Source organism: Parabacteroides sp. (assembly GCF_977054455.1).
Genome location: NZ_CDRTCT010000013.1, coordinates 41310 through 53835, shown reverse-complemented (window position 1 = coordinate 53835; position 12526 = coordinate 41310). Strand labels below are relative to the sequence as shown.

Genomic DNA, 12526 nt, shown 5'->3' with positions numbered 1-12526 from the left:
GCCGTTTTCAATCTTTATAAAATTGAATCGGAAGATACATTCTTCTCGTCTCATTAAATATGTCTAAGGATGTCTGAAGCAGGAACCTATTCGTCATGTAAAATTTATTCGTCCGAGGGTTATTTAGTGAATCTACAGTTACAAACTGACAGCCTGATATGTCAAACTGCGAGAAAGTAAACAAGACAAAATCTATAACCATTTGCCCGATAGATAAACTTTGAAAACCAGTTTTAACTCCCAAATGACCGATATTAACAGCAGGAAATGAGGTTTGTTTCTCAAATGTAGAAATATATTCTTTATTAATTTTCAGTGATGACTGTTCGATAAAATCCTCCCGATCTTCCATATTATCAACTATGACAGCGTCATTCGCTAAAGTAAAAACAGCCAAAATATCCGAAGTTATAGTGTCTCGCACGCAATATGCAGAGACATAATGATGCTTTGCACAGATTAATATTTGATTATGGAAAAAATCATCAAGTTCTGCTCTTCCGCAAAAAAAAGATGACAACGCCTCGCTATCATCTTCCGTTATTTTACAAATTGATAAATTTTCAATATCCAAGTATCGGGTTTTTTCCTCCATTGTTGCTAATAAATATTTCTGCGGTTTTTTTCATTCTGGCCACTCTTTCAGCTACCATTTTCTTTTCTTCAGGAGTTAATCTGCCGTCTTTGATCCGCTGAAACTCCCGACGGAAATTTTCAACTTCCGTCCTTGTCATCTTAGGATTTGGAACTGTCTGTATCATAACTCTTAGTCTTTTTGTGTATTATTGTAATACAAATGTAGTAAGAAAAAACGAAACAGATTCATCTTAATCTCTAAAACATACAGAGCCAATGCCTTTTTAACAAAAAGCCTCCCTGATATTGCTACCGGAGAGGCTTCATTTTGTGTCTGCGTTTTCTCTTCACAGGGATAATGGCAGATGAACTTTTTTAATTTTTTACTTTAGTATTAATATTACCGCTTGTTCACCCGTCACGGGATAATTGCCATCGTAAAAATACACAACCGTGTATCCCTACGTGCGCACGGCAAATTTTAGAATTATATTGATTAAGAGAGGCGAAGCAAGCCCCGCCTCTACATAATATCCTTTTTACTTAACGATAGCTTTAACAGCTTCTTCGCCTTCAACAGCTACTACGACTACACCCTGAGGAGCAGCGATTATAGCATTGTCAGAAGTGATAACCGTGTTAGCAACTGTCTGGCCTAAGATGTTAGTGATAACCACTTTCTTGCCGGCAGCGTTAGCAACCGTTACCTGACCTTCGCCTGCGATAACAGTTACATCGGAAATGGTAACTCCCTCGTTAGAAGTCGGTGTTTCCTGAGCTTCCAATGTAAAGTTATTACCATTGGCATAACCTGTAGCCAGAGATATAACAGTATTAACCTGTTTTACATACTCACCGGTTGCAACATTCTGAATCTTATATTCACCCGGATTAGCTGTAGTCTGGAATGCAAATGCTGCACGGTTCTGAGCACCGTCTTTACCACCAATTACCATTGTGTCAGTCTTTGCATAAGGAGCTACAACCAAAGTATCACCCGTTTCAAACGGCTGTTTAGCTTTAGCAAATACAAGTTTTTCTGCATTTGCTTTGCCATCTCTTGCCAAAGTATTCATCATATAATAACGGGCACCAGCAATAGAATCTTCTGGAGTCAATGTACCTGCTGTAGCCTGAGTTGTAGAAATATAATATGTCGGCATTGCAGCATTATGTGTACAAGCTGAATCAACATATAACACGAAGTTATTTGCTGCATAAGCAGGGTCAGACTTCAGCATTGACTCACCGACACCGCGCAATACAGCTGCACCATCAGCATTCGTAGTAATAGCCAAAGATGTATTATTTACAGACTGTACTCTATAATGGCCTGTTTCTACTGCTGCATATTTCGGAGCTTCTGGAATATCCAATACGAAATATCCGGTAGGTAAGCCCTTTACATCAGAACCAACCAATAAATCATTAGAGCCTATTACAGTCAACTGGGTTCCATTTACCCACAAACTATCTGCTTTAAAACCAGAATGATTTACACCAATCATAGCTGTATCAACAGGAAGTATCTGATATGCACCTTCACAATTCTGACGGAAGATAACAGCCACAGCAGCGCTATCGGCAACAGCACCATCACCACGATCTTCAAAATCACTCAATGCAAATGCAGAATTTCTACCATCCCAAACTAAATATTCTCTAACACTATTATCTCCATAATTATTGACCATCAGCTGATAAGCGCGACGATTCAAACCTTCAGAAGCATTATATTTAACATCTTTATCTTTTCCATCTTTATCTTTTACAGCTACAAGTTTGAATTCGATAGCATCTTCCACATCTGCAACCTGACGAACATGAAGTAATGAGTCAGCTCTATTACCAACTACATATAAGTTTTCAACACCACCAAATGCAGTGAACCGTAAACGGACAGCTAAATTATCCAATTCTTCAGCAGTGAAATGCTTGTAACCTAAGTAAGCATCATCTTCATCTACATCAGCGATCGGTTTAATAATCAATGTTTCGTCACCATATTTGTATTCATTTTCTTTATCAGTTGTATAAAGAGTCATTACCTGTTGATAATTCTTGAATACAACACCATTTTCACGGTTTACAATGCTATAACGTCCATTTGAACCAGAAAGTCTCCACTGAGAATAAGGGACTTCCTTACAAACGGCAGTACCGAGAGAATCATATTCAGCAACGGCACCAGCCTTAACTAAAGCTGCTTGATAGAAGCCGCCATTTTTCTGCTGAATAGAGTAGATGCCTTCCGGCAAGTTAGCTTTTGTTCCTTCACCTAAAGTAATAAATGGCAACTGATATTTAGGCTGAGATACTAAATAAGAAGAATCAAGCGGAGTCAGAACAGGAGTATTACCTGTACCAATTACATAATTAGCCAAATAACCAGCGCCAGGGGCAGAAGCATGGTTAATACCCTGTGAGAAAGAATTACCACTTACACCAATAGAAGGTATAGTATCAACTTTTACAATCAAAGAGTCAGATGCAACCTTTCCAATGTTTTTATAAATAAAGAAACGATAGTTAGCCGGTTGTCTACCTGCAGCAACAGAATCTGTAGTCCAAGCAGCTGGAGAGGACCAAGCGGCATGAGTTGAACTGATAGTATCTAATGCCATCCGTAGCCCCTTTGCGTTAATAGAGTCTACACGACCAAAACCATCGACAAATACAGTATCAACAACCAGAAAAACATTATTATTCTTCAGATAATTACCATCAGCATCTTTAACTTTACGATCTTTGCTTTTATCTTTGGCTTGTAAATAAACACCAGGATAAGTCAAGGGATTACCTAAAGTACTCGCATCCTGAGCAATAAATTCACCAATCAAAGGATCCTTAGTCTTATCTGTATAAGTACCTAAGACATTCAGTTTGAAAGATTTTCCTCCTAATTCTGCATTCAGCATTTCTGCTGTCATATAAATCTCTGCAGGGTTAAAAGGTTTAACACCCTTTCCGTTCAAATTTGCACTTTTACCTTTTACAAATTTTACTACACTACCAGTAGACGCTCCTGAGAAATCCAATACATAAGGCTTGTTCTGAGCATCATAAGCAACTAACGCAGAGTCAGTACCATTATAATCCCATGTAAATTCAGAGAATGCGCCTTCTGTTGCAGGATCAACCAAGATAGCCGTTTGATCTTTGTTATCGCCAGCATACTTTACAGCTAAGATTTTACCTGTGTACTTATTCTTAAAAGTATAAACAGGAGCAGAAGGAGCCTGTGACTTAATCACTGTCGGTTCCCACAAAGCTGAGTCAGTAGATGCAGTCAACAAATCTCCTGATTCAAGACCTTTTTTTACCAGAGCAAAACCATCATCCGTCTTTTTAATGGTAAGGAATACATTTGTAGTACCTGTAAAAGCACCAATGTGGTAATAATTACCAGTTGCTACAGTTTCAGCTTTCACAGCATCTTTCGGAGCGTCGTCCGGATTCGTTGCATTTGCGAAACCAGAGAGCAATAAGCATGCTGCTACAAGAGTAGAAAACTTTTTGTTCATAATCTAATAATTTAATTAATAATACTATATATAATGAAATTCAGTTCTTTCATCCCTTCTTGGGATCATCCTATAAAATGACTAATGAAAACGTACGTTTTTTTTAGTCATTTTTTTGGAGGGTTCGGATGGTTCGTGATAAAAAGGTGGTTTTTCGTACTGGTTAAGCTATCTAATTGATAAGAAAGAATATAGAAAAAGAAAAATCTTTGAAGAAAGAATTGCAGTTTTAAAAAGTATGCGTATTTTTGTAGCTGAAAAATGACTAAAAAAACGTACGTTTTCATTAGTCATTTTAAGCCCACCTCATATCTTTTTAAAAATCAACATTTTACATTCGATTTTGCGCTTAATTTATCCCCTAAAAAAGCCCCTCTACGCGTACATTATAGAAAATTGTACATTACTATTAATCAATCTATTACGAAAACCATAGAAATGCCAAAAAACGCCTTTTTGCAAATAAACGCCGAAAACAGCCCTTTTTACCCCCTTTTCGAGGCGGATATTTATCCAAAAACACAGGCCGTCATTGTTTCAGGCTTCGACACTTTAGTCTCAACAGCCGAAACTAAAGTGTCTGCGGTCGGAACTTTAGTTTCACGGGTTGAAACTAAAGTTTCGTCCGGGGAAACTTTTGTTTCTTCGGCATGAAACTAAAGTTTCAAAGGAAGGAACTACATGAAACTAAAGTTTCAAACTTGGATTATGTTTGAAACATGAAACGGAGGTGTGGCAAAACAAGATCCGGCTAACTAACAGATATAATTTAGGCACGGATTTCCGTGCCTAAAAGATCGTGATAAAGGTGCTTGGACACACCTCTGTCTCCCTTTATATAAATAAGTAAGATACGAATCAGATTCTCGCAAGCGTCGTCACAATAAAATCCCACGTACGGGCAACAGACGGGATGCTTACTCGCTCGTCAGGAGAATGCGGATGCTCCAAGTCGGGGCCGATAGAGATCATGTCCATATCAGGATAGGATTCCTGGATGATACCGCATTCCAAGCCGGCATGCATAACCATTGCTTCCGGCTTCTTCCCGTACAGATCCAAATAAGCCTGCTGCATGATCTTCAGGATCGGCGAATCGATATTCGGCTGCCATCCGCCGTAACCATCCGAATATTCCACTTTTGCCCCAGCCAGAGAGAAAATACTTTCCAAGCTCGAACAAACCGCTTCCTTACGGCTCTCGGACGAACTGCGAACCAAAATCTGAATCTCGATCATTTCGTCCGATGACTTGACGATTGCCAGGTTGGTAGACGACTCGACCGTGCCCGGAAAATCCATCAGCATACTGATCACACCGTTCTGGCAGCCCTCTATCGCATTGATCAGATCATCCTGGATCTCTTCCGGTATGAGAGTTGCCGGCATACCGGTCATTTCGGCCGTTAAATTAATATTGCGTTCAATGCCTTTATATTCGGAACGGTACATTTCCTGATAATCGGAAACAAGTTCCCAGAGAGCTTCCACATTGTCGCCCGGAATCGTCAGGACGGCAAAAGCCTCGCGCGGGATCGCGTTGCGCAACGAACCGCCGTCGACAGACGACAGGCGAGCCCCGTAATCGCGTACGGCTTCTTTCAAGAAACGGAACATCAGCTTATTCGCATTCGCACGTCCCAGATGGATATCCACACCGGAATGACCGCCTTTCAAGCCGGTCAGGCTGATCTTCACGGCAACATCGCCCTCCGGGATATAAGTATCTTCCTTAAATTGCATGGAGACATTCAGGTCAGCGCCGCCGGCACAACCGACAAACAGCTTGCCTTCTTCCTCCGAATCACAGTTCAACAGGATTTCCCCTTTCAGGAAACCCGGCTTCAAACCGACTGCCCCATCCATGCCCACTTCTTCGTTGATGGTGAAAAGAGCTTCCAGCGGACCATGCTTCAACGTCTTGTCCGCCAGGACAGCCATTGCAAAAGCGGCCCCCATGCCGTTATCGGCGCCCAATGTCGTTTCGCGGGCCTTCACCCAATCTCCCTCTATGTAAGCATCGATCGGATCGGTTAGGAAATCATGTTTTACCGAAGAGTTCTTCTGCGGAACCATATCGAGGTGGGACTGCATGGTCACGATTTTGTGTCCTTCCATTCCCGGAGAAGCCGGTTTACGAATCAAAACGTTTCCCACTTCGTCCTGTAAGGTTTCCAATCCCAATCCTTTACCAAAAGCTACCATAAAACGGGTTACAGCCTCCATGTGTCCGGTCGGACGAGGGATTTGCGTAAGATCATAGAAATAACCCCAGACTGGCTGCGGAGAAAGATTCTTGATTTCTGCTGACATAAATAAAACTGCGTTTTAATTGTCAATTGACCATCGGCAACTGACAATCAGGTTGATAATTAATGTTATATATCGAATGGGCAACCGGACATTCAATTGTCCATCGTCAATTGTCCATTGTCAATTCCTTTGTTTACAAAGGGCAGCGCCACCACACCGAACAATCCCGTAAGTCCGAGCCAGGCGGTTTGCACCGTATGCACCACCAGGGCGAAAGCCGCTGCATCGTTTTCCCTTACCCCGAAACACATCAAGGTGGCGATCACCATAAAATGCCACGGGCCGATACCGCCCTGAACGGGTACCGCCACGGCGATACTGCTCATCGTAAAGGCGATCAGACCGACCGTCACGCCCAGGTCACGGGTAAAGTCGAAAGCATAGAATGTGATGTAGAAATACAGGAAATATCCTGTCCAGATCAACAGTGTTTCAATCACGAAAAGACCTTTATGCTTCATCAGCCAGATGCTCTTCATTCCGTCCCAGACGTTCTGCAACATCGACTTTGCTTTCTTGACCAGCGTAAAGTTACTCATATATGTGAATATAAACCAAATTCCGGCAATAAAAATTACGCCTGCCACGTAAATCCATATCGAGTTGAACATAGACTGGAAACCCTCCAGCAACGCCGGGTTTTTCGCAAAGAAGCTGTGGAAGAAACCAAAATTGAAAATAATGATGGAGATTGTGATCAGCCCGACCATGATGGTATCGCTCACACGGTCGACCAGGAGCGTTCCCAGCAGGCGGGTAAACGGGATCTTGTCATATTTGGTTATCATCCCGCAACGCCAGACCTCACCGACACGCGGCAGCACAAGGTTCACGGCGTAATTCCCCAGCACGGCATAAATCACATTGCTCGTCTTCACCTTATCACCCAGCGAACGGATCAGCAATCCCCAACGCAATCCCCGGATAATATTGGCTCCCAGGCCGAACAAAAGCGAAAAAAGAATAATCTCGTAGCGAACGCCTTTGCGAATGACATTCCAGATCTCGCCGATATCCATCTTACTGTACAGATACCAGAGAAGCAAACAACCGAAAGCAAGCGGGAGAATTATCTTGAGAAACGTGCGTAGAATTGCTTTAAAATCCATTATGCGTAGATGACTTTAAATTATTTGTTGTATTTTTGTACGCCTGCAAAGATAAGCATTATATTTAAATACGAACACATTACAGCAAAGAAGTGGATGAGATTAGTTAAGCCAAAGAAAGCGTTAGGACAACATTTCCTGAAAGATCTGCAAATAGCGGAACGCATTGCAGATACACTGTCCGATTACAAGCAGTTGCCTGTACTGGAAATTGGCCCTGGTATGGGCGTCCTCACCCAATTCTTACTGGAAAAAGGACACGATCTGACAGTAGTGGAGCTGGATATGGAATCGGTCGATTACCTGGAGCAGAACTTTCCCGCCTTGGAAGGCAAGATTCTGGCGGAAGACTTCCTGCGCCTGGATCTCGGTAAGCTGTTCCCGGACCGGTTTTGCGTGATCGGCAATTATCCTTATAATATATCCAGCCAGATATTTTTCAAAGTACTCGATTACAAGGAGCATATTCCCTGCTGTTCGGGCATGATACAGAAAGAGGTGGCCGAACGCCTTGCCGCCGGTCCGGGCAGCAAGACATACGGCATCCTGAGCGTCCTGCTGCAAGCCTGGTACGAAGTGGAATACCTGTTTACGGTCAGCGAGAAAGTATTCGATCCGCCTCCAAAGGTCAAAAGCGCGGTGATACGGATGGTGCGGAATGACCGGAAATCGTTGGGATGCGACGAGAAGCTGTTCAAGACGGTCGTCAAAACCTCGTTCAACCAACGCCGCAAGACATTGCGCAACTCCATGAAACCCCTGTTAGGCAAGGATTGTCCCGACTATTCGCTTCCGATCTTCGACAAGCGGCCGGAACAGCTATCCGTAGAGCAGTTCGTGGAACTGACGCTGATAACGGAACGGAATTTAAAAGATTTATGATTTCAGATTTATGATTTATGACTTATGGAGCTTGTATTGTTTCATAAATCATAAATCATAAATCATAAATTCTCCAAAGCATGATTGAACTGACGAAAGAATATATAGACCATCTAAAAGACATCATCACGGAGAAGGATGATGCCAAGATCAAGGAGATACTGAACGAACTCTATCCGGCGGACATAGCCGAACTGTATCAGGAACTTAACCTGCAAGAGGCGATCTACCTCTATCTGCTGATGGATGGCGAAAAGGCTGCGGATGTCTTGATGGAACTGGACGAAGAAGACCGTCACAAGTTACTGAAGGAACTCCCGAACGAACTGATTGCCAAACGCTTCGTGGACAATATGGAGACCGACGACGCCGTAGACCTGATGCGTGAGTTGGACGAAGATACCCAGGAAGAGATTCTTTCGCACATCGAAGACGTAGAGCAGGCAGGCGATATCGTCGACCTGTTGAAATACGACGAAGACACCGCCGGTGGTTTGATGGGTACCGAAATGATCGTGGTGAACGAGAATTGGAGTATGCCCAAATGTATCGACGAGATGCGCAAGCAAGCCGAAGACATGGATGAAATCTATTACGTCTATGTAGTCGACGACGATGAACGCCTGCGCGGCGTCCTCCCACTGCAGAAGCTGATCACCAATCCTTCCGTCTCGAAGATCAAGCACGTGATGAAGAAAGACCCGATCTCCGTCCGCGACAGCGACAGTATCGAAGAGGTGACCGAGACGATCGAGAAGTATGACCTGGTCGCCCTGCCCGTTATCGACAGCATCGGGCGCCTCGTCGGACGTATCACCATCGACGACGTTATGGATGAAGTCCGCGAACAGCACGAACGTGACTACCAGTTGGCATCCGGTATCTCGCAGGATGTGGAAACTTCGGATAACGTCTTCACCCAAACGGCCGCCCGCCTTCCCTGGCTCCTGATCGGCATGATAGGCGGAATCGGCAACTCCCTGATCTTAGGAAATTTCGAAGGGAATTTTGCCGTCAATCCCAAGATGGCGCTGTTTATCCCGCTGATCGGCGGGACAGGCGGAAATGTCGGTATCCAGTCTTCCGCCATCGTGGTGCAAGGTCTGGCCAACAACAGTCTGAAAGAGGGGAACATTCTGCCCCAGATATTGAAGGAGTCTGTCGTTTCGCTGATTAACGCCAGCATCATCAGCCTGGTCGTGTTCATCTATAATTTCTTTATGTTAGGCGACAGAGGCATCACCGCTTCGGTTTCCTTAAGCCTGTTTGCGGTCGTGATGTTCGCCAGTATCTTCGGGACACTGGTCCCCATGACGCTCGATAAACTGAAGATCGATCCCGCTTTGGCCACCGGGCCGTTTATCACGATTACAAACGACATCATCGGCATGATGATCTACATGTTCATTGCTTCGGCGCTGGCGGGATAGTTAAATCTTATATGTTGTAGAACATATCTCTTGCAAAGGTGTTATCTTTGCAGCGGTTATCTAAAAGACAGTAAGAACATGCTAATAGAAGCATTTTACATCCTCTTCTTCTATTTCACAGGAGAGTTTATCAGTTATTTTATCGACGGGTTTATCCCGGGCAGCGTGATTGGGATGGTGTTGTTATTCCTGGCGTTAGTATTCAAGGCCGTCAAGCCGGACAAAGTGAAGAAGCTCTCCACGCTTCTGACCGAAAACATGGGGTTGTTTTTCCTGCCGGCAGGTGTGGGACTGATGGATTCGCTCGGCATCATCTCCCGGCATTGGGTGGTGATCGTAACAGCCTCCGTTGTCAGCACCCTGCTCGTAATTGCCAGCGTGGCGCTCATCCAGCAAAAGTTAGGAAAGGAGACGGACGGGAATGAATGACTTGGTACAATCGGAAGTCTTTTCGCTGACTTTGGTGATCGGTACTTATCTGGCTGCTCTGGCTTTGTATGCGAAGACGCGTATCAGCCTGTTGCACCCGCTTATCACCTCCATATTTGTCATTATCGTTGTCCTGAAAGCGATGGATATCGAATACGAATCGTTTCAGAAAGGCAGCCACCTGATCCATTTCCTGTTGGGGCCGTCGGTCGTGGCATTAGGATATGTACTGTATGAGCAGATCCAATACCTGAAAGGGAATGTGATTTCGATCCTGACGTCCGTCTTTGTCGGAGCGATTGTCGGGATTGTCAGCGTTATAGCGATCGGCAAACTGATGGGAGCAGATGCCGCGTTGGTCGCCACGCTCGAACCGAAGTCAGTCACGACACCGATAGCGATAGGCATTGCCGAGAAGTCCGGCGGCATTCCTTCCCTGACAGCCGTCATCGTAGTGGCGGTCGGAATATTCGGCAGCATCGCCGGACCGTTCGTGATGAAAGTGTTGGGCATTGAAAGCCGCATAGCCAAAGGGTTGGCATTGGGCGCCTCTTCGCACGGGGTAGGCACTTCCGTCGCGATCCGGATCGGCGCGGTGGAAGGGGCTTTGAGCGGACTCGCCATCGGCCTGATGGGGATCATGACGGCGATCCTCGTCCCGGCTATCAGCTTTGTTATCTCGCTTTTTTAGCCGGCCTGCCATCACGGACTTGACCGGGGAACGCATTCCGCCTTTGCGCACCCTCATCATATCAAACTGATTTGCAATCTATTTCCAAATAAAAATACAGAAGTTTATTGTTACTTTAAGAGGAAAACACTACTTTTGCACCCGAAATCCATCACGAAATAAATTAACAATATAATATAAAGCACATTAGTATGATTAATTCACAGGACATCAAGAAAGGAACATGTATCCGTCTGGACGGTAAACTCTATTTCTGCGTCGATTTTCTTCACGTAAAACCGGGAAAAGGTAACACGATTATGCGTACAACCCTGAAAGACGTTGTAAAAGGCGGTCAGATCGAACGTCGTTTCAACATCGGTGAAAAGTTGGAAGATGTACGCGTAGAACGTCGCCCGTACCAGTACACATATCAGGAAGGCGAACACTATCACTTCATGAACCAGGAAACTTTCGACGATATCATCATCGACAAAGACCTGATCAATGGTGTGGACTTCATGATCGAAGGCCAGATCGTAGACGTTGTCTCAGACGCTTCAACAGAAACGGTCCTGTTCGCAGACATGCCTGTAAAAGTACAGTTGAAAGTAACTTACACGGAGCCGGGTATCAAAGGCGATACGGCAACCAACACATTGAAACCTGCAACAGTAGAATCAGGTGCCGAAGTACGCGTTCCGTTGTTCATTGAAGAAGGTGAAATCATCGAAATCAATACACAGGACGGTTCTTATGTAGGACGTATCCGGTAAAATTCATGATTTATGATTTATGATTTATGTTGTCAACGTATAAATCATAAATCATAAATCTAAAATCCCCAAAACTCTCTTGCTATGAAAATAAAAGAATGGGCAGAAGAAGACCGCCCACGAGAAAAAATGTTATTGAAAGGTATTGCTTCCCTTAGCGATGCCGAATTACTTGCCATCCTGATCGGCTCCGGCAACAGCCGGGAAACCGCAGTCCAACTGTCACAACGTATTCTGTATTCCGTCAATAACAATCTGAATGCCTTAGGCAAATTGTCCGTCAAAGAGCTGATGTCAAAGTTCAAAGGCATCGGTCAAGTCAAAGCGATCATCATCAATGCCGCCCTCGAACTTGGGAAACGGCGCGGCGACAGCGATCCGGTCCAACGTCCGGCCATCCGGTCCAGCCAAGACGCTTACCGGCTTTTCCATCCTTTGCTCTGCGACCTCCCCCACGAAGAATTATGGATCGCACTGACGAACCGTTCTTCCCTGGTGATCGAAAAGGTCAAGATCAGCCAGGGCGGGACAAGCGAGACATCCGCCGACCTCCGCATCATCCTGAAAGCGGCGATCAACGCCCTTGCGGCAGGCATCATCGTCTGCCATAACCATCCTTCGGGCAACACCCGTCCCAGCCGGCAGGACGACCAACTGACGCAACGCCTCCGGGACGCCGCCCGCTTGGTTGAAATACAATTGTTGGACCATATTGTCCTGGCCGATGGCGACTATTTCAGCTATTCGGATGAAGGAAGACTTTGAGAAACTGAAGGCGAGCCGCATATTCCCGTGGAGAACCTAATCCAAAGAGGCG

The 12526-nt window shown here is 44.7% G+C and carries 11 protein-coding genes; 6 read left to right on the top strand and 5 right to left on the bottom strand.

Translation table 11 applies throughout. The features are described 5' to 3' along the window. Positions 1-7: 7 nt before the first annotated feature. The 5 genes from ACW6QF_RS08135 to ACW6QF_RS08115 all read right to left on the bottom strand — a co-directional run bounded on the left by ACW6QF_RS08135 (position 8) and on the right by ACW6QF_RS08115 (position 7522). Positions 8-595 carry a hypothetical protein gene (locus tag ACW6QF_RS08135; protein ID WP_308573259.1) on the bottom strand — a complete coding sequence of 196 codons (588 nt, stop codon included), beginning with the start codon at positions 593-595 and terminating at the stop codon, positions 8-10. After that, a complete protein-coding gene (locus ACW6QF_RS08130; protein ID WP_298552120.1) occupies positions 564-761 on the bottom strand; it encodes a hypothetical protein in 198 nt (65 codons plus the stop codon). Before ACW6QF_RS08130 ends, ACW6QF_RS08135 begins: the two co-directional genes overlap by 32 nt. 354 nt (positions 762-1115) lie before the next feature. Next, a complete protein-coding gene (locus ACW6QF_RS08125; RefSeq protein ID WP_298552119.1) occupies positions 1116-4100 on the bottom strand; it encodes a DUF6383 domain-containing protein in 2985 nt (994 codons plus the stop codon). A gap of 858 nt (positions 4101-4958) precedes the next feature. Next, entirely contained in the window at positions 4959-6413 is a 1455-nt protein-coding gene (locus ACW6QF_RS08120; RefSeq protein ID WP_456087431.1) for an aminoacyl-histidine dipeptidase, read from the bottom strand. Positions 6414-6505: 92 nt separating this feature from the next. Beyond that, the gene (locus tag ACW6QF_RS08115) at positions 6506-7522 is read right to left on the bottom strand and encodes a lysylphosphatidylglycerol synthase transmembrane domain-containing protein (protein ID WP_456087430.1); all 1017 of its coding nucleotides are present in this window, start codon (positions 7520-7522) and stop codon (positions 6506-6508) included. A gap of 96 nt (positions 7523-7618) precedes the next feature. Here ACW6QF_RS08115 and rsmA point away from each other — a divergent pair, with 96 nt between their 5' ends. The 6 genes from rsmA to radC all read left to right on the top strand — a co-directional run bounded on the left by rsmA (position 7619) and on the right by radC (position 12474). Beyond that, positions 7619-8404: a 16S rRNA (adenine(1518)-N(6)/adenine(1519)-N(6))-dimethyltransferase RsmA gene (gene rsmA, locus ACW6QF_RS08110; RefSeq protein ID WP_456087429.1), complete on the top strand. Its 786-nt coding sequence runs from the start codon at positions 7619-7621 to the stop codon at positions 8402-8404. A gap of 80 nt (positions 8405-8484) precedes the next feature. Further along, positions 8485-9834 (top strand): magnesium transporter, encoded by a 1350-nt coding sequence (gene mgtE, locus ACW6QF_RS08105; RefSeq protein ID WP_298546397.1) that lies wholly within the window; start codon positions 8485-8487, stop codon positions 9832-9834. A 78-nt stretch (positions 9835-9912) separates the two neighbouring features. Then, positions 9913-10263 carry a CidA/LrgA family protein gene (locus tag ACW6QF_RS08100; RefSeq protein WP_298546399.1) on the top strand — a complete coding sequence of 117 codons (351 nt, stop codon included), beginning with the start codon at positions 9913-9915 and terminating at the stop codon, positions 10261-10263. Beyond that, entirely contained in the window at positions 10256-10954 is a 699-nt protein-coding gene (locus tag ACW6QF_RS08095) for an LrgB family protein (RefSeq protein WP_298546400.1), read from the top strand. The genes ACW6QF_RS08100 and ACW6QF_RS08095 overlap by 8 nt, the downstream gene beginning before the upstream one ends. 191 nt (positions 10955-11145) lie before the next feature. Further along, entirely contained in the window at positions 11146-11709 is a 564-nt protein-coding gene (efp, locus tag ACW6QF_RS08090; RefSeq protein WP_298546402.1) for an elongation factor P, read from the top strand. Positions 11710-11793: 84 nt separating this feature from the next. Continuing rightward, positions 11794-12474 carry a RadC family protein gene (gene radC, locus ACW6QF_RS08085; protein ID WP_298546404.1) on the top strand — a complete coding sequence of 227 codons (681 nt, stop codon included), beginning with the start codon at positions 11794-11796 and terminating at the stop codon, positions 12472-12474. Positions 12475-12526 lie beyond the last annotated feature (52 nt).

Bases quoted from the DNA above. Each gene is read 5' to 3' on its own strand.
- efp (WP_298546402.1), top strand. From the start codon at position 11,146: ATGATTAATTCACAGGACATCAAGAAAGGAACATGTATCCGTCTGGAC.
- ACW6QF_RS08135 (WP_308573259.1), bottom strand. From the start codon at position 595: ATGGAGGAAAAAACCCGATACTTGGATATTGAAAATTTATCAATTTGT.
- rsmA (WP_456087429.1), top strand. From the start codon at position 7,619: ATGAGATTAGTTAAGCCAAAGAAAGCGTTAGGACAACATTTCCTGAAA.
- ACW6QF_RS08120 (WP_456087431.1), bottom strand. From the start codon at position 6,413: ATGTCAGCAGAAATCAAGAATCTTTCTCCGCAGCCAGTCTGGGGTTAT.
- ACW6QF_RS08095 (WP_298546400.1), top strand. From the start codon at position 10,256: ATGAATGACTTGGTACAATCGGAAGTCTTTTCGCTGACTTTGGTGATC.
- ACW6QF_RS08130 (WP_298552120.1), bottom strand. From the start codon at position 761: ATGATACAGACAGTTCCAAATCCTAAGATGACAAGGACGGAAGTTGAA.
- ACW6QF_RS08125 (WP_298552119.1), bottom strand. From the start codon at position 4,100: ATGAACAAAAAGTTTTCTACTCTTGTAGCAGCATGCTTATTGCTCTCT.
- ACW6QF_RS08115 (WP_456087430.1), bottom strand. From the start codon at position 7,522: ATGGATTTTAAAGCAATTCTACGCACGTTTCTCAAGATAATTCTCCCG.
- ACW6QF_RS08100 (WP_298546399.1), top strand. From the start codon at position 9,913: ATGCTAATAGAAGCATTTTACATCCTCTTCTTCTATTTCACAGGAGAG.
- radC (WP_298546404.1), top strand. From the start codon at position 11,794: ATGAAAATAAAAGAATGGGCAGAAGAAGACCGCCCACGAGAAAAAATG.
- mgtE (WP_298546397.1), top strand. From the start codon at position 8,485: ATGATTGAACTGACGAAAGAATATATAGACCATCTAAAAGACATCATC.